Origin of the sequence: Aureimonas sp. AU40 (assembly GCF_001463785.1) — a bacterium.
Taxonomy (GTDB): Bacteria; Pseudomonadota; Alphaproteobacteria; order Rhizobiales; family Rhizobiaceae; genus Aureimonas.
Genome location: NZ_BBWL01000041.1, coordinates 268,863 through 286,321, shown reverse-complemented (window position 1 = coordinate 286,321; position 17,459 = coordinate 268,863). Strand labels below are relative to the sequence as shown.

General features: G+C 62.7%; 14 protein-coding genes and 4 tRNA genes. 3 read left to right on the top strand and 15 right to left on the bottom strand.

Annotation, left to right across the window (positions count from 1 at the left end):
• Nucleotides 1–5: 5 nt before the first annotated feature.
• The 5 genes from AUL32_RS14930 to AUL32_RS14910 form a co-directional block, all read right to left on the bottom strand.
• Nucleotides 6–605, bottom strand: a complete 600-nt coding sequence (locus AUL32_RS14930) for an NADH-quinone oxidoreductase subunit C (RefSeq protein WP_062116357.1) — start codon at nt 603–605, stop codon at nt 6–8.
• A gap of 1 nt (nt 606) precedes the next feature.
• Nucleotides 607–1,164, bottom strand: a complete 558-nt coding sequence (locus AUL32_RS14925; protein WP_062116355.1) for a NuoB/complex I 20 kDa subunit family protein — start codon at nt 1,162–1,164, stop codon at nt 607–609.
• On the bottom strand, nt 1,155–1,520 hold the full coding sequence (locus AUL32_RS14920; protein WP_019995320.1) for an NADH-quinone oxidoreductase subunit A: 366 nt from the start codon (nt 1,518–1,520) through the stop codon (nt 1,155–1,157). Before AUL32_RS14920 ends, AUL32_RS14925 begins: the two co-directional genes overlap by 10 nt.
• 288 nt (nt 1,521–1,808) lie before the next feature.
• Nucleotides 1,809–1,885, bottom strand: a tRNA-Asp gene (locus AUL32_RS14915).
• 58 nt (nt 1,886–1,943) lie between these two features.
• Nucleotides 1,944–2,020, bottom strand: a tRNA-Asp gene (locus AUL32_RS14910).
• A gap of 270 nt (nt 2,021–2,290) precedes the next feature.
• Here AUL32_RS14910 and AUL32_RS14905 point away from each other — a divergent pair.
• Nucleotides 2,291–2,366, top strand: a tRNA-Val gene (locus AUL32_RS14905).
• A 324-nt stretch (nt 2,367–2,690) separates the two neighbouring features.
• Here AUL32_RS14905 and AUL32_RS14900 read toward each other — a convergent pair.
• The 6 genes from AUL32_RS14900 to AUL32_RS14875 form a co-directional block, all read right to left on the bottom strand.
• On the bottom strand, nt 2,691–2,969 hold the full coding sequence (locus tag AUL32_RS14900) for an HU family DNA-binding protein (RefSeq protein WP_061976202.1): 279 nt from the start codon (nt 2,967–2,969) through the stop codon (nt 2,691–2,693).
• A 164-nt stretch (nt 2,970–3,133) separates the two neighbouring features.
• Entirely contained in the window at nt 3,134–5,560 is a 2,427-nt protein-coding gene (gene lon, locus AUL32_RS14895) for an endopeptidase La (RefSeq protein ID WP_062116353.1), read from the bottom strand.
• 247 nt (nt 5,561–5,807) lie between these two features.
• Nucleotides 5,808–7,076, bottom strand: coding sequence for an ATP-dependent Clp protease ATP-binding subunit ClpX (gene clpX, locus AUL32_RS14890; protein ID WP_061976204.1), 1,269 nt, complete (start codon nt 7,074–7,076; stop codon nt 5,808–5,810).
• Between the two features lie 245 nt (nt 7,077–7,321).
• Nucleotides 7,322–7,954 carry an ATP-dependent Clp protease proteolytic subunit gene (locus tag AUL32_RS14885; RefSeq protein WP_061976205.1) on the bottom strand — a complete coding sequence of 211 codons (633 nt, stop codon included), beginning with the start codon at nt 7,952–7,954 and terminating at the stop codon, nt 7,322–7,324.
• A gap of 197 nt (nt 7,955–8,151) precedes the next feature.
• The gene (gene tig, locus AUL32_RS14880; protein WP_061977808.1) at nt 8,152–9,507 is read right to left on the bottom strand and encodes a trigger factor; all 1,356 of its coding nucleotides are present in this window, start codon (nt 9,505–9,507) and stop codon (nt 8,152–8,154) included.
• Between the two features lie 76 nt (nt 9,508–9,583).
• Nucleotides 9,584–9,667, bottom strand: a tRNA-Leu gene (locus tag AUL32_RS14875).
• A gap of 307 nt (nt 9,668–9,974) precedes the next feature.
• Here AUL32_RS14875 and AUL32_RS24575 point away from each other — a divergent pair.
• Complete coding sequence (locus tag AUL32_RS24575) at nt 9,975–10,118, top strand: DUF1127 domain-containing protein (RefSeq protein ID WP_082639382.1); 144 nt, start codon at nt 9,975–9,977, stop codon at nt 10,116–10,118.
• A gap of 219 nt (nt 10,119–10,337) precedes the next feature.
• Nucleotides 10,338–11,771, top strand: coding sequence for a methylenetetrahydrofolate--tRNA-(uracil(54)-C(5))-methyltransferase (FADH(2)-oxidizing) TrmFO (gene trmFO, locus AUL32_RS14870; protein WP_062116350.1), 1,434 nt, complete (start codon nt 10,338–10,340; stop codon nt 11,769–11,771).
• Here the strand turns inward: trmFO and AUL32_RS14865 are convergent, their stop codons facing one another.
• The 4 genes from AUL32_RS14865 to secD form a co-directional block, all read right to left on the bottom strand.
• On the bottom strand, nt 11,772–13,448 hold the full coding sequence (locus AUL32_RS14865; RefSeq protein WP_192847470.1) for a DUF4153 domain-containing protein: 1,677 nt from the start codon (nt 13,446–13,448) through the stop codon (nt 11,772–11,774).
• 111 nt (nt 13,449–13,559) lie between these two features.
• On the bottom strand, nt 13,560–14,381 hold the full coding sequence (locus AUL32_RS14860; protein WP_062116344.1) for a phytoene/squalene synthase family protein: 822 nt from the start codon (nt 14,379–14,381) through the stop codon (nt 13,560–13,562).
• 4 nt (nt 14,382–14,385) lie between these two features.
• Entirely contained in the window at nt 14,386–14,757 is a 372-nt protein-coding gene (locus AUL32_RS14855; protein WP_062116341.1) for an Mth938-like domain-containing protein, read from the bottom strand.
• 27 nt (nt 14,758–14,784) lie between these two features.
• On the bottom strand, nt 14,785–17,370 hold the full coding sequence (secD, locus tag AUL32_RS14850; protein WP_062116338.1) for a protein translocase subunit SecD: 2,586 nt from the start codon (nt 17,368–17,370) through the stop codon (nt 14,785–14,787).
• Nucleotides 17,371–17,459: the final 89 nt, after the last annotated feature.

Sequence of the window (17,459 nt, the reverse complement as noted above, 5' to 3'; positions counted from 1 at the left end):
CGCCTTCAGTTCGCCTTGGCCTTCTCGTCGCCCGGCAGGACGTAATCCGTCCCCTCCCAGGGCGAGAGAAAGTCGAAATTACGGAACTCCTGGCGAAGCTGCACGGGTTCGTAGACGACCTGCTTCAACTCTTCGTCGTAGTGGACCTCGACGAAGCCGGTCAGGGGGAAATCCTTGCGAAGCGGATGCCCCTCGAAACCATAGTCGGTGAGGATGCGACGCAGATCGGGATGGCCCGTGAACAAGATGCCATACAGATCGTAAGCTTCCCGCTCGAACCAGTCGGCACCGGGGAAGACGTCCGTGATCGATGGAACCGGGTTGTCCTCGTGGGTCGAGACCTTCACGCGGATGCGATGGTTCAGGTAGGGCGACAGGAAATGATAGACGACCTCGAACCGCTCGATGCGATTGGGGTAGTCCACCCCGCAGAGATCGACGAAACATTTGAACTGGCACTGCGAGTTGTCGCGCAGGAAAGTCGTGACCTCGACGATGTCGCTCGGCCGAACCTCGATCGTGAGTTCGCCATAGGCCTGCTTGGTCTCGACGATCTTGCCGCCAAACGTCTCGCCCAGGAAATCCGAAAGCTCGCTCATGCTCATATCAGCGCTCGATGGTCCCTAGGCGGCGGATTTTCTTCTGAAGCAGCAACATGCCGTAGAGCAGTGCTTCGGCCGTCGGCGGGCAGCCCGGCACATAGATGTCGACCGGAACGACGCGGTCGCAGCCACGAACCACCGAATAGGAATAGTGGTAGTAGCCGCCACCGTTGGCACAGGAGCCCATGGAGATGACGTAGCGCGGCTCCGGCATCTGGTCGTAGACCTTGCGGAGCGCGGGCGCCATCTTGTTGGTCAACGTGCCGGCGACGATCATCAGGTCGGACTGGCGCGGCGAAGCTCGCGGCGCGAAGCCGAAGCGCTCGCCGTCGTAGCGCGGCATCGACATCTGCATCATCTCGACCGCACAGCAGGCGAGACCGAAGGTCATCCACATCAGCGAACCCGTGCGGGCCCACTGGATCAAATCCTCGGTCGACGTGACGATGAAGCCCTTGTCGGCCAATTCATTGTTGACGTCGGTAACGAAAGGGTCGGCCGCCGGGGCGACCTGCAAATCCGAGCGAGACGCCAGCGAAGAGGAAGCGGGGGTCAATCCCATTCCAACGCACCTTTTTTCCATTCGTAGACGAAGCCGACGGTCAGAACACCCAGGAACACCATCATCGACCACAGTCCGGCCCAACCCAGTTCATGGAACGACGCGGCCCAAGGGAACAGGAAGGCGACTTCGAGATCGAAGATGATGAACAGGATCGATACGAGATAGAATCGAACGTCGAACTTCATACGGGAATCATCGAACGCGTCGAAGCCGCACTCATAAGCCGAAAGCTTCTCGTCGTCGGGCGCCTTGAAAGCCAGGAGAAACGGCGAGACGAGAAGCGCCAGGCCGATCAGCAGGGCGACACCCACGAAGATGACGATCGGGAGATAAGAACCAAGGAGCTCGTTCACAAGCCTAACTCTCCATACCGCGAACGGGTCGCGATCGGGCAACGGTCTGACGCTTCATGTAGTTTCCGGCCAAGGTCGGCGTCGCCGCACCCCTTACCGCGAAACCTAGAAGCTATCCCGCCTCGCCAAATCGGGGCGAGAATTAGACCCTTCCCAAAGTAGAAGCAAGGAGCCTTTCGTCGCTGCAAAACACTTCGCGCAAGCTCGGCCGCAGTGCGGCAAAAGAGCCGCATCAGATGCGGACAGCTCGATATTGGGCTTTGCGATAGAAGAGTTAAAGCGAGAAGATGGCGCGAGTGACGGGGCTCGAACCCGCGACCTCCGGCGTGACAGGCCGGCACTCTAACCGACTGAGCTACACCCGCGCAAACGATCACCCAAAAGCGATCTATAGAAAGCCACCATACGGTAGCTGAGTTAGGATGGCGCGAGTGACGGGGCTCGAACCCGCGACCTCCGGCGTGACAGGCCGGCACTCTAACCGACTGAGCTACACCCGCGCTCCGTGCCGCTGTCGTTTCCGTCAGCGGCATGAGGGGTCGTTTAAGGCGTGCCGCTGACGGTGTCAACGTCCCTTTTTCAGCCTACAGAAATTCAATGACTTACCGGCTGCGTCCCTCGTTTCATGGCGTCCGCAAGACAGAATCGCGAGCTTTGGATGACGAATCGACCGCCTCTACCAGTCGAAATTGCCGCCTGATCGCGCACGGCGCCGCCGAATCGCTCTCCCGCTTGCATTTTGGTGCCCGAGCGCCTATCCGATGCGCGTCGGGCGATTAGCTCAGTTGGTAGAGCGCCTCGTTTACACCGAGGATGTCGGCAGTTCGAGCCTGTCATCGCCCACCATTCCCCGACATTCCTAACTAGACTAGGCAGTAGGGAATGACTTTTCCTGACCGGAAAGGTTGCCATGGAGTGAATGCGAACAAGGTTCGCCGACAAAGACGCCCTCCGCAGCCCGATCTCGCTCATGAAACAAATGAGCAGTCTATCGACGCCTGCCATTTACGTTTCCGCTGCTAGCGATCGCCTTTGTCACCTGTCGGGCCGAGATCGGTTGGTCTCATGGTTGGAAGCCCCCCATCTCCGATATGCGCGGCCGTCATCCCGAGACAAAAAAGGCCGGCACCAAGGTGCCGACCATTCTCTTGAACAAATCTACGGCTTAAATCAGCCAGCGTTGACCGCATCCTTCAGGCCCTTGCCAGGCGTGAAGCGTGCCACGTTGCGAGCCGGAATATCGACCTCAGCGCCGGTCGACGGGTTGCGGCCCTTGGATGCGGCGCGATGCGACACGGAGAACGTCCCGAAACCAACGAGACGGACGTCGTCGCCCTTCGCCATGGCACCCTGAAGCGCGTCGAACACCGCGTCGACGGCCGTCGTTGCGTCCTGCTTGGACAAGCCAGCCTTTTCCGCGACGACGGATACGAGCTCATTCTTATTCATGCCAAATCTCCAAACGTTTGGTCTTACCGACTCCAGCGGCTACGATGCTGAAAAGACCGGCCAGCTTCAAGGTGAGATGGACCAAAAGCCCGGGAAACAAGGCTTTTGCAAGCAAAATGCCGCCCGATGGGGCGGCATTTTTCGTTTTTCGAAGCGGAATCGGATCAATGAGCGATGGCGGAGGTGGCTTCGTCTCCCGAATCACGGACAGGCACGGGGTTGTCCGCCTCGGTCCATTCGATCGCCTCGGGCTTCCGGATCAGCGCGTTGGCGAGGACCTCGTTCATGTGCGAGACCGGAATGATCTCGAGATTGTTCTTCACATTGTCGGGGATTTCCGCGAGATCCTTCGCATTCTCCTCCGGGATCAGAACCGTCTTGATACCACCGCGCAGGGCGGCGAGCAGCTTCTCCTTTAAGCCGCCGATCGGAAGCACCCGTCCGCGCAGCGTGACCTCGCCCGTCATGGCGATATCCCGACGCACTGGGATGCCGGTCATGACCGACACGATCGCGGTTGCCATGGCTGTACCGGCTGACGGACCGTCCTTCGGTGTCGCCCCTTCCGGAACGTGAACGTGGATGTCCCGCCTGTCGAAGAGCGGCGGCTCGATGCCGAACTCTATCGCGCGCGATCGGACGTAAGACGCTGCCGCCGAGATCGACTCCTTCATCACGTCCTTCAGGTTGCCGGTCACCGTCATCTTGCCCTTTCCGGGCATCATGACGCCTTCGATCGTCAGCAACTCGCCGCCGACCTCGGTCCAGGCCAGCCCCGTCACCACGCCGACCTGATCCGACAGCTCGGCCTCGCCATAGCGGTAGCGCTGCACGCCGAGATAGTCCGCGAGATTCGCAGCCGTGACGGCCACCGACTTAACGTCGCCTCGCACGATCTGCGTGACCGCCTTACGTGCAAGCTTCGACAGCTCGCGCTCGTAGGAGCGCACGCCGGCTTCCCGGGTATAGCGCCGAGCGATCTCGCGTAGCGCGTCTTCCGCCACGGAAAACTCGCTGGCCTGCAACGCATGGTCGCGGATGGCCTTCGGCAGAAGATGCCGCTTGGCGATCTCGACCTTCTCATCCTCGGTGTAGCCGGCGATCCGAATGATCTCCATGCGGTCCATCAGCGGGCCGGGGATGTTCAGCGTGTTCGCGGTGGTGACGAACATCGTGGACGATAGATCGTATTCGACCTCCAGATAGTGGTCCATGAAGGTCGCGTTCTGCTCGGGATCGAGCACCTCCAGCATGGCCGAAGACGGATCGCCTCGGAAGTCCTGGCCCATCTTGTCGATCTCATCGAGAAGGAAGAGCGGGTTGTTGCGCTTCGCCTTCTTGAGCGACTGGATCACCTTGCCCGGCATGGAGCCGATATAAGTGCGCCGGTGACCGCGAATCTCGGCCTCGTCCCGCACGCCGCCAAGAGCCATGCGGACATATTCGCGGCCCGTCGCGCGAGCGATGGACTTGGCGAGCGAGGTCTTGCCGACACCCGGAGGGCCAACGAGGCACAGGATCGGGCCCTTGATCTTGGGCTGACGCGCCTGCACCGCGAGATACTCGACGATGCGCTCCTTCACCTTATCGAGCCCGTAGTGCTCCTCGTCCAGGATCTGCTCGGCGCGCTTCAGGTCGATCCTGATCTTGGACGATTTGCCCCAGGGCAGGCCGAGCAGCCAGTCGAGATAGTTACGCACCACTGTCGCCTCGGCCGACATGGGGCTCATCTGCCGCAGCTTCTTCAGCTCGGCGGAGGCCTTCTCCTTGCCTTCCTTGGAGAGCTTGGTCTTCTTGATGCGCTCCTCAATCTCGGCAAGTTCGTCACGGCCTTCCTCACCGTCGCCGAGCTCCTTCTGGATCGCCTTCATCTGCTCGTTCAGATAGTACTCGCGCTGCGTCTTCTCCATCTGGCGCTTGACGCGCGAGCGGATGCGCTTTTCAACCTGGAGAACGGAAATCTCCGCTTCCATGAAGCCCAGCGCGCGTTCCAGACGCTCGCGGACGCTCACGATGCCGAGCATTTCCTGCTTCTCGGGAATCTTGATCGCAAGATGGGAGGCCACCGTGTCGGCCAGCTTGGAATAGTCGTCGATCTGCCCGGCGGTGCCGACCACCTCCGGCGAGATTTTCTTGTTCAGCTTGACGTAGTTCTCGAACTCCGAGATCACCGACCGGGCCAGAGCCTCGATTTCGACCTGATCGTCCTCGACCTCGTCCACCACCTCGGCGTGAGCCTCGTGCCACTCGGTGCGGTCCGTGAAGCCTGTGATCGAAGCGCGCGAGATGCCCTCCACCAGAACCTTCACGGTCCCGTCGGGCAGCTTCAGAAGCTGAAGGACGTTGGCGAGCGTGCCGAGATCATAGATGGCGTCCGGCGCCGGATCCTCGTCGCCCGCATTCTTCTGGGTCGCAAGCAGGATCTGCTTGTCGGAGCCCATGACCTCTTCCAGCGCCTTGATCGACTTCTCGCGGCCGACGAACAGCGGCACGATCATGTGCGGGAACACGACGATGTCGCGGAGCGGCAGAACCGGATAGGTCTGCCCCGAGAGATCGCCGAGACCGCGGTCGGATGTCGAATTGGACATGAAATTCCTTTCTGCGGCGAAGCCGCTAGTGGCCCTTCCACGCCGGCCCAATCAGGCACCGAGGCGAAGGCCGTCATCGAATAGCAATGTGGCGACTTGGTCCCGTCCATTCAAGCCGATGGTGCGTCGCCAAGGCGTGAACGAAGCGGTTTCAAAACGCGCACGAACCCCTGAAAAAACCAATGGCCCGTTCCAGCACTCTGCCGGAACGGGCCATCTCGTTTAAAGCTTCGGGCCGTTGGACCGATCAGGCACTGGCCGTTTCCTTCTCGTCCTTACGGTCCGAGTAGATGTAGAGGGGCCGCGCGTTGCCGTCGATCACCTCTTCCGAGATCACCACCTCGCGAACGCCCTCCAGCGTCGGCAGGTCGAACATCGTGTCCAGCAGCATGGATTCCATGATCGAGCGTAGGCCGCGAGCGCCGGTCTTGCGCTCGATCGCCTTGCGGGCAATTGCCTTCAGCGCATCCTCATGGAACGTCAGCTCGACATTCTCCATCTCGAACAGACGCTGATACTGCTTGACCAGGGCGTTCTTCGGCTCGACCAGAATCTGCACCAGGGCTGGCTCGTCCAGATCTTCCAACGTCGCCAGAACCGGCAGACGGCCGACGAATTCCGGGATCAGACCGAACTTGAGGAGATCCTCAGGCTCGACGCGGCGGAACAGCTCGCCCGTGCGGCGATCTTCCGGCGACTCGACCGTGGCGGCAAAGCCGATCGAGGTCTTGCGGCCGCGATCCGAGATGATCTTGTCGAGGCCTGCGAAAGCGCCACCGCAGATGAAGAGGATGTTCGCCGTATCGACCTGCAGGAACTCCTGCTGGGGATGCTTGCGGCCACCTTGCGGCGGAACGGACGCGACCGTCCCTTCCATGATCTTCAAGAGAGCCTGCTGGACGCCCTCGCCCGACACGTCGCGGGTGATCGAGGGATTGTCCGACTTGCGGCTGATCTTGTCGATCTCGTCGATGTAGACGATGCCGCGCTGAGCGCGTTCGACATTGTAGTCGGCCGACTGGAGCAGCTTCAGGATGATGTTTTCGACATCTTCGCCGACATAACCGGCTTCGGTCAGCGTCGTGGCATCCGCCATGGTGAAGGGCACATCGAGAATGCGCGCCAGCGTCTGGGCGAGCAGAGTCTTGCCGCAGCCGGTCGGGCCCATCAAGAGGATGTTGGACTTCGCCAGTTCGACGTCGTTGTTCTTCTGCGCGTGCGCCAGGCGCTTGTAGTGGTTGTGCACCGCGACCGAGAGAACCTTCTTGGCGAAGGACTGTCCGATCACATAATCATCGAGAACCGCGATGATCTCCTGCGGGGTGGGCACGCCCTCGCGCGACTTCACCATGGAGGATTTGTTTTCCTCCCGGATGATGTCCATGCACAGTTCGACGCACTCGTCGCAGATGAAGACCGTGGGCCCGGCGATCAGCTTGCGGACTTCGTGCTGGCTCTTTCCGCAGAAAGAGCAATAGAGCGTGTTCTTGGAATCGCCGCCGCTCACTTTGCTCATCGTTCTTCCTTCCGTTCCGCACCTCGGACTTTGAGGTCCGGAGATGGGTCGTCAGACCCTTTTTTCGTCATCCTATGCTGCAACGCTCATAAAGCAATCGTTCAATCCGACCGGCAGAAGGCTTCGTCGCAGATCCGTCATCACACGGTAGCCGGATCATCCTTGATCGACGCTTAACGACAACGCCGGCTTCCACCTTTCCTAGGTAGAAACCGGCGATGGCAACATCAAGATCGCGGCAGGGATCAGTTGGTGGTGCTGACTTCCAGCGCGTCGCGCGAGGAATAGACCTTATCGATCAGTCCGAACTCGCGCGCCTCGTCGGCGGTCATGAAATGGTCGCGGTCGAGCGTGCGCTCGATCGTCTCGTAATCCTGGCCGGTGTGCTGGACATAGACCTCGTTCAGGCGACGCTTCAGCTTGATGATGTCCTGCGCGTGGCGCTCGATGTCGGAGGCCTGGCCCGAGAAGCCGCCCGAGGGCTGGTGCACCATGATGCGGGCATTGGGCGTAGCGAAGCGCATGTCCTTGTGACCGGCGCAAAGAAGCAGCGAGCCCATGGACGCCGCCTGCCCGATGCAGAGCGTCGAGACCGCCGGCTTGATGAACTGCATCGTGTCGTAGATCGCCATGCCCGACGTCACCACGCCGCCCGGCGAGTTGATGTAGAGCGAGATTTCCTTCTTCGGGTTCTCGGCCTCGAGGAAGAGAAGCTGCGCGCAGACAAGCGTGGCCATCGAATCCTCGATCGGCCCGGTGATGAAGATCACCCGCTCCTTCAGGAGGCGCGAGAAGATGTCGTAGGCGCGTTCGCCGCGGTTGGTCTGCTCCACCACCATGGGCACGAGGTTCATCGCGGTTTCGAGAGGATGCTTCATGTGAGGGAACGTCCGTTGATGGAGGGATCTATGGAACCGCCGCGATGCGTCGAATCGGGCTCGCGTCCGTCTGACCCTAGATAGGGCTTAGCCGGGCGCCTGTGCAACCATGGCCATGGGAGCGGTTACCGCTCCCTGAAAACGAAAAAGGGCCGGCAAACATGCCGGCCCTCCGAAATCGAGGATGAACCCGAGGATCAGGCGGCAGCCGCCTCGTCCTCTTCCTCCTTCATCAGCTCTTCCTTGGAGACGGTCTTGTCGGTAACATCGACCGTGGCCAGCAGATGGTCGACGACCTTTTCCTCGAAGATCGGGGCGCGCAGGCTCTGGACGGCTTCCGGCGTGTTGCGGAAGTAGTCGTAGACCTGCTGCTCCTGACCAGGATACTGTCGGACCTGATCGATCACGGCGCGCTGCAGTTCCTCGTCGGACACCGTCACGCCGGCCTTCTCGCCGATCTCGGACAGGACGAGGCCCAGACGGACGCGGCGCTCGGCGAGCTTCTTGTACTCGTCGCGCGCCTTCTCCTCTGTGGTGTCCTCTTCCTCGAAGGTCTTGCCGCTCTGCTCGAGCTCGCGGGTCACCTGCGCCCAGATGTTGTTGAACTCGGCCTCGACGAGCTTCGACGGCAGCTCGAAGGCGTAGTCGGCGTCCAGCGCATCGAGAAGCTGACGCTTCACCTTCTGACGCGTCGCCTGGCCGTACTGGCTCTCGATCTGGCCGCGCACGATCTCGCGAAGACGGTCGATCGACTCCAGGCCGAGCTTCTTGGCGAGCTCGTCGTTCAGTTCCATCTCGTCCGGCTTGGCGACGGACTTGATCTTCACCTCGAACACGGCCTGCTTGCCGGCGAGATGGGCCGCGCCGTAATCCTCCGGGAAGGACAGCTCGACATTCTTCTCGTCGCCGGCGGACAGGCCGACCAGCTGATCCTCGAAGCCGGGGATAAACTGGCCCGAGCCGAGCACGAGGTTCGAGTCAGTGGCCGTGCCGCCCTGGAAGGCTTCGCCGTCGATCTTGCCAAGGAAGTCCATGGTGACGCGGTCGCCGGTCTCGGCAGCGCCTTCCTTGGGCTGGAAGGTGCGCGCGCTCTCGGCGATGCGCTTCACCTGCTCCTCGACTTCGTCCTCAGCGATCTCGACCACCGGACGCTCGATCTTGATCGCGTCGGTGCTCTTGAGTTCGAAGGCGGGCAGCGTCTCGTAGGAGACGGTGAAGCGGAAGTCGCTCTGGCCGTTCAGAACCTTCTCCGCCTCGCCCTCGTTCTCCGTCATCTGGATTTCGGGACGCATGGCCGAGCGCTCGTTGCGCTCCGCGATCACGGTGCGCGGCGTCTCGTTGATGATCTGGTTCACGATTTCGGCCATGATCGACCGGCCATACGTCTTGCGCATATGGGCCATCGGGATCTTGCCGGGGCGGAAGCCCTTGATCTTAACCTGATCCTTGATCTCGAAGAGGCGGGTCTGCAGCCGTGCCTCAAGGTCCGACGCCGGCACGACGATCTCGATCTCGCGCGACAGGCCTTCGGCCTTGGTTTCCTTAACCTGCATCATCAACCCTTTATGGTCTGCAACGGCGGTCCAAAGTCCGTCGTCGCGCGTCAATCTCGTTTGTCTGGATCAGACGTGGTGCGGGTGGAGGGACTCGAACCCCCACGCTTTTGGCGCCAGAACCTAAATCTGGTGCGTCTACCAATTTCGCCACACCCGCCCGTCGCCGCGAACCCCACGGCTCTACGACGCGCGCCTCTATATCATCGGCTTCAGCCGCGTCAAAGTTTTTAAACATCTTTGCGACAGCTGGGTTCAGTCCAAGCTCGGCCGCCGCGCGCCGGCCAGCAGAGATCGATCGAATCTCTATCTAAATCGTTTCATGCTGCATTGCACCAATCGCAGACCTGCCATGCGGCCCACCTTCTACCCGACGTCAGCGGTGCCCATTATGTTTGGTCCAAGGAAGCGGGGCGACACCAGATCGACCGCTTAAATCGATTTAACGATCCTTTGAAGGTGTCCCGATGAACATCATGCGCTCCTACTCGTCTTGGCGTCGCTACCGCGAGACCTGCAACGAGTTGAACCGTCTTTCGCACCGCGAACTGAACGATCTCGGCATCGCGCGCACCGACATCCCTTCGATCGCGCGGCAGGCCGTTCGCTAAATTTCCTATCTTGCTGGAGTTCCTTCTCCTCCTCCCAGGGCGCTTCAGCGAAAGGCAAGCCTGCAGACTCCTCCTCCCATTGCAGGCTTTCTTCAGACACCCGCCGGTCCTCCCCCGGCGGGTGTCTTCGTTTCGCGACCGGCGATACTGCAGGCAGTCCGTTCAGAGCGGATCCCGAACCCCGTTCCGATTTGCGCGCGGATGCGGTAAATCGACGTTATGACCCAGAAAACCCCCATCCATATCATCGGCGGCGGCCTCGCCGGCTCCGAAGCGGCTTGGCAGATCGCGCAAGCTGGTCAGCCGGTCGTGATGCACGAAATGCGCGGCGTGCGCGGGACCGATGCGCACAAGACCGACGCCTTAGCCGAGCTGGTGTGCTCCAACTCCTTTCGGTCGGACGACGCGACGACGAATGCCGTGGGCGTTCTCCATGCCGAGATGCGTCTGGCGGGCTCGCTCATCATGCGCTGCGCCGACCAGCATCAGGTTCCCGCCGGCGGGGCGCTGGCGGTTGATCGCGACGGCTTCGCGGATGCCGTTACCCGCGAGCTCGCGATCCATCCGCTGGTGGAAATCCGCCGGGAGGCGATCGACGGGTTGCCGCCGGAAGAATGGGGGCCGACCATCGTCGCGACCGGTCCGCTGACCGCACCGGCTTTAGCCAAGGCAATCCGCCAGGAGACTGGCGCAGACGCGCTCGCCTTCTTCGACGCGATCGCGCCGATCGTTCATTTCGACACGATCGACATGGGCAAGGCTTGGTTCCAGTCGCGCTACGACAAGGTAGGGCCGGGCGGCACGGGCAAGGACTATGTGAACTGCCCGCTCGACCGCGAGCAATATGAGCGCTTCGTCGGCGAACTGATGGCCGGCGCCAAGACCGAATTCAAGGAATGGGAAGGTACGCCCTATTTCGATGGCTGCCTGCCGATCGAAGTCATGGCGGAGCGCGGCGTCGAAACGCTGCGGCACGGGCCGATGAAACCGATGGGCCTCACCAACGCGCACCAGCCCGAGGTCAAGGCCTACGCCGTGGTCCAGCTGCGTCAGGACAACGCGCTCGGCACGCTCTACAATATGGTCGGCTTCCAGACGAAGCTGAAATATGCCGATCAGGTCCGCATCTTCCGGACTATTCCGGGACTGGAGAACGCCGAATTCGCGCGGCTCGGCGGCCTGCATCGCAACACCTACCTGAACTCGCCGACGCTTCTGGACGGAGCGTTGCGCCTGAAAAGCCTGCCGCGTCTGCGCTTCGCCGGCCAGATCACGGGCTGCGAGGGTTATGTCGAATCCGCCTCCATCGGCCTTCTCGCAGGTCGGTTCGCGGCGGCCGAGGCACGGGGCGAGGTGCTGGCACCGCCGCCGCCGACCACGGCCATGGGCGCACTGCTCGGCCATATCACGGGCGGCCACCTCGTCACCGACGAAGAGCCGGGCAAACGGTCCTTCCAACCGATGAACGTAAATTTCGGCCTGTTCCCGCCGGTCAGCGTGCCGCGAGAGGAAGGCAAGCGAATGCGCGGCAAGGAAAAGACCATCGCCAAGAAGATGGCTCTGTCCGCACGAGCGCTGGCGGACTTTGCGCAATGGCTCGACCTGCCCGCGCCGATGCCGACGCAGGCTCCTTTATCGGAAGCGGCGGAGTAACTACTCAGCTTTCCATTCGGCTCGGCGCAGGAGGATCGTGGCGCCGAGCCCGTTGAAGACGCGGGCGCGCGTATCGATTCCCGCCTGATCGACGTCCAGGCGAATCCGCCGCCCATCGTCGGATGTGAGATCGGCGCGCTGTGGCGGCCCGTCGATGGCTGGCGCGAGACGCAGAAGCTCAGCGAGCACCGGCTCGAGCCTTACACGATCGACGACATTGCCATGTCTGATCGACAGCCGCTGCCCGTCTTCCGTCAGTGCCACCATCCAAGCATCGGACTTGTCAGTCGCTTGTCCCGCTTCGAAGGAGCTGTAGCGAATTCGCAAGGCGAGATCGAAGTCGGCGAGATCAAGTCCCTCGCCGTTCCGGCTCGCCGCGAAGAGCTGGAAGCTGTTGAAGGTCGGTACGGCGGCAGCCCGTGAGGTGGGCGCATCGAGACCTGCGACACGCATGACTTCGAAAGCGCGAATCGTCTCGTTCCCCCAGATCGGATCTCCTGCCCCCTCCGGCGGTAGGACGACTCGAACGTCACGCAAGCGGCGGAGTATGCCAAGGTCGACGATCCCTTCCCGCAAGCTCGCCATGTATTCCGGCGCGAGCGCGCGACCCGCCGCGCGATGGCCTGTCGCCTCGGACAAGCGGTCGAGCTGGCTGCGCACGACCGTGCTCTCCAGGCCCCAGGGACCGAAGGTCGTAAGCAGTAGAAGGACGGCCGGCACGCCTACCAGCCAACGAATGTCGCCTGCCGCTCGGCGCCAGACAGCCAAGGCCAGGACCAGAGCCAATGAGAGAGTCCACGCGGCGAGCCCGTAGGAGGCCAGCATCCAGCCCCCAGCCTCGACGCGCTGCCAGACGATAGCGCCGAGCGCGACGGTCGGAAGGGCGAGCATCAAGCGCCAAAATCGCAGGAACAGGATCGTCGGCTTCGGCGCCCCGATGCGGAACGGATCGATCGCGACACGCAGGGCCAGGACCAGCACCGAGAAGACCAGTGGCGGCCAGACCTCGGCCGTTGTCAATCGGTGCCCGGCGGCCTCGCGGAGAAGATAGACATGCAGGATCGCTCCGGCGACCAGCACGAGAGGCACGAGCACCCAGTCGAACAGCGGACGGACCACGCGCACCATCCGGTCGGTGGCGTCGAAGACCAGCGCCTCGTCCAATGGCGACGGGATGCGTCCTAGGGCAAAAAGCGGACCGATCAGCGTCAAGCCCGTCACCAAGACATGGCGATCCCAGTTCCCTCCGATATCGAGGCCGAACAGCGCCTCCAGCATCCAGAGAATCACATATCCGGCGAGGAGAAACAGCGCGACCGCGACGAAGGCGACTGCCGCACCAACCACCGTCCAGAGCGTGAAGGCCCAGAAGCGCTCGGGCGAACCACGCCCGACGAAGGGCAGAAGTACCGCGCCTGCCAAAGCGGCCCAAACCAGTGCAGTGACGCGGATCGGCGGCGCCCCCGCAGCCCAGATGCTCCAAGCGAGCGGTCCGGCAATTGCCAGCGCCAGGAGCACTCGGATCGGACTGGAGATACCGCGCGCTTCCGCCGCGATCGAAACTGCCAGCGAGACCGCGGCAGCGCTCACCAACGCCGCGAGCAAAGGCGTCGAGTCGGAGAACGGCAGTCGATCCGCGAGTTGCAAATTGGCCAAGGCCGAAAAGGCCGCGATCATGGCGGCGGTCAGCGGAAAGCGCGCGACCCCGTTCGATGCGTCTCCGAGCCAGGATCGGCTTCGAAAACCATGGGTCGGCAAGAGGTCCATCGACATCGACTTCCGCTTAGATCAGCGGCGCATAAGCCGCCAATAGGTCCAAAGACGTTTGAACGGGCCGACGGGCTCGGTTTCGTTGCCCAGGGTCGAAGCGGCCAAGAGCGCCGGTAGGAAGACCGGGCGAAGGCTGCGTGGAATCTCTGCCCAGCGCGTCGAGACGTCCGTAGTATGCTCACGCGCCAAGGCCCGCATCGCCTCGCGCACTAGTCGCGCCTTGTCCTCGCCCGCCAGCCATTCCGCTGGCGTCGTGCCGACAGCCGAGAGCATGTCGCCGGGCACGTAGATCTGGTTGCGATGGCGATGCTGCGCTTCATGGCGCAGCGTCCACACGGCGGTTTCACCCACACCGACGTGACCGGCGGCCGTGGCCACCGATGGGGCGGAGGCGCGATCGAGCACCATGGCCGCGAGCATCATCAACGCCGAAAAAGTCTCGCCGGCATAGGCTTCGAACTCGGTGCGCGAGGGCATGGGGTCGTTGTAGAGGTCGAAGAGCCTCGCTTCGAGATAGCGATCGAACGCGTCCACGGGCAGGTCGAAGGCGCGAACCGTCGAGATCAGAGCGAGGGCGACGGGCGAGCCCTGCGCGGCTTCTTCGATATCGTCGGCGCTGGTCAGCCGGTCGCGCCACCACTGAAGGCGAATTTCGCCGGGCAGAGGTTGGGAGACGAGGTCCCGCACGCGCAAAGTTTCGATGTGGAACGCGTAGAGCGCGAACAGGTGCTTTTGCCTTTCGGGCGGGGCGAAGCCCACGGAAACGGCCCGATCCGCGTCGCCATCGCGCACGATGCGCTCGCATTCGGCATAGGCTGCCGCCAGGCCTTCGGGCGCCATGCGCTCAGTCCACCGCGATCAAGGCAGCGGCGACGGGCCGCCCTTCGCCCAGCATGATGTTGTAGGTCCGCACGGCGGCGCCGGTGGACATGGGATCGCAGGAGATCCCGGCCTTGCGCAACCGGTCGAGCAGCGCTGGGGGCACGCGGCGGATGTCCTTGCCCGTGCCGTAGAGAAGGAAGCGGATGTCCGCCCCCTCCTCCAGGATTTTCAGGAGACGCTCTCCCCCAAAGGGCTCCGCCTCCGTCGCGGTCCATCCGTAGATACCCGACGGCAGGCAGAGGATCGAACCGCGATGCGACATATCCGCGAAGCGGAAGCCGCCATTGCCATAGGCGTCGATCGGCGCGCGACGCGGATAATGGGCGTCGCGCATGCCTGGGTTTTCGGCGTCGCTCACGGCTCAGACCTTGCCCGTGGGCGCGGCCGAAGAGCCTGTGTCCGTCTTCAGCTCCTTCAGGTCGTTCTTGTCGCCACCGCGAATCGCGTCCGGCCGAAGCTTGAAGTAGATGAGCACCGGCGCCGCGATGAAGATCGACGAGTAGACGCCGACGAGAACGCCAGCCAGCATCGGCGCGACGAAGACACGGATCACGTCGCCGCCGAAGGCGTAGAGCGCGACCAGCGCGAGCACCAATGTCACCGCCGTCAGCATGGTGCGCGACAGCGTCTCGTTGAGCGACAGATCGATGATGTCGGAAATCGACATCTTCTTGTATTTGCGCAGGTTCTCTCGAATTCGGTCGAACACCACGACCGTGTCGTTCAAGGAATAACCGACGATCGTCAGGATCGCGGCGATGGAGGACAGGTTGAATTCGAGCTGCGACACCACAAGGAAGCCGACCGTCATGGCGACATCGTGCGCGGTGGCGAGCAGTGCGCCGATGGCGAACTGCCATTCGAAGCGCAGCCACACATAGACCGAGATGGCCAGAAGCGCCGCGCCGACGCCGAACACGGCCGCCCAAGCGAGCTCGCCCGACACGGTCGGACCGACGACCTCCACACGCTGGAAGTCGTATTCCGCCGCAAGCGCGCCGCGCACCGCATTAACGCTGGCCTGCGGCGTCTGAAGGTCCTGCTGCTGGACGGCGAAGCGAACCAGCACGTCGGCCGGGTTGCCGAACTGCTGAACCTGGACGTCGCCTTCGACGATGCCTGAAAGATCCTCGCGTATCTTACCGACATCGGCCTCGCCGGTCTTGGCGCGCAATTCGAGGACGGTGCCTCCGGTGAAGTCGATGCCGTAGTTCAGCCCGCCGACGAAAAGGCTGCCGATCGAGGCGAGCGACAAGCCGATCGTGATCGCGAAGGCCCAGCGACGAATGCTCATGAAGCGGATGCGCGTTCCATGCGGAACGAAGGACACCCAGCCCTTCGGCACTTCCTTCGGACGGCGGCTGCGCAGCCAGAAGGAGACCATCCAGCGCGTCAGGGTCAGCGCGGTGAAGACGGTGGTGAAGATGCCGAGCGCCAGCGTCACGGCGAAGCCGCGCACCGGACCCGAGCCGAGGAAGAACAGAATCACCGCCGCGATCAGCGAGGTGATGTTGGCGTCCATGATCGTGCCGAGCGCTTTGTGGAAGCCCGCGTCGATGGACTGAACCACAGAGCGGCCGTTGCGCCGCTCTTCCAGCAGTCGCTCGTAGATCAAAACGTTCGAATCGACGGCCATGCCCATCGTAAGCACAATGCCGGCGATGCCTGGCAGCGTCAGCGTGGAGCCGAGAGCCGAAAGGAGGGCGACGAGAAGGATGACGTTGACGAGAAGGGCGATGTTGGCGATCAGGCCGAGGAAGCCGTAGGCCACGAACATGAAGACGATGACCAGCACGCCGCCGATGATGCCGGCAGCCTGACCGGCAGCGACGGAGTCGGCTCCAAGGCCCGGTCCGATCGTGCGCTCTTCGATGATGTCGAGCGTTGCCGGCAGCGCGCCGGCGCGCAGGAGTACGGCGAGATCGTTGGCGGACTGGACGGTGAAGTTGCCCGAAATCTGCGCCTGACCGCCGAGGATAGGCTCCCGAATATTAGGCGCCGACAGAACCTTATTGTCGAGCACGATCGCGAAGGGACGACCGGTGTTTTCCTGCGTCACCTGACCGAAGCGCTGCGCGCCCCGCGCGTCGAAGCGGATGTTGACGACCGGCTGGTTGGTCTGCTGCTCGAAACCGGCCTGGGCGTCGGTCAGGTTCTCGCCGGAAATCATGACCTGGCGCTGCACCAGGATCGGCTGCGGCGTCGGGTCGTTGGTCTGGAGAAGCTCATCTCCGGCAGGAACCGGCTGCGCGCCGCTGGCGACGGCCTGCGCCGAATTGTTCACGTCGACAAGGCGGAAGGTCAGACGCGCGGTCTGGTTGAGGAGGTTCTTGAGGCGAGCGGGGTCCTGCAGACCCGGCACCTGAACCATGATGCGATCGAGACCCTGGCGTTGAATGACGGGCTCGGTGGTTCCGATCTCGTCGACGCGCCGGCGCACGACTTCGATCGATTGCGACACGGCGGTCGACAGGCGATAGTCGATGCCGGGGTTGGTGAGAGCCAGCCGGAACGTACCGGACTGAGGCTCGGTCAGTTCGGTTTCGGTCACCGAACCACCGGCCAGAAGGCCGCTGGAGATTGGCGATGTCAGGCTTTGCAACGCGGTGCGCGCGGCGGCGCCCTGGGAAGCGTCGCGCAGCGTGAACTGGATCGCGCCGTTGTTCTCGCGAAGGCTGGCGAAGCCAATGTTGGCGGTCCGCAGGCTGACCTGCACATCTTCGCGAAGACTCTGGAGCCGGTCGTTGACCAGCGAGGCGCGGTCCACCTCCAGCAGGACGTAGGAGCCGCCCTGCAGGTCGAGGCCGAGCGTCATAGGCTGCTTCGGCATGAAGCCCGGCAGACTGGCCCGCTGCTGATCGGTCAGAAGGTTCGGGAGCGCGAACAGGACGCCGAAAAGCACGGCGAGCCAGATGAAGGTGGTCTTCCACCGCGAGAAATAGAGCATGGCGTTCCCGAACGACAATCGGAGCACCGGACCGATGGGGTCCACGGCGCTCCGAAGATGGGGTTCGGCAGAGGATCTGCCGAAGACGA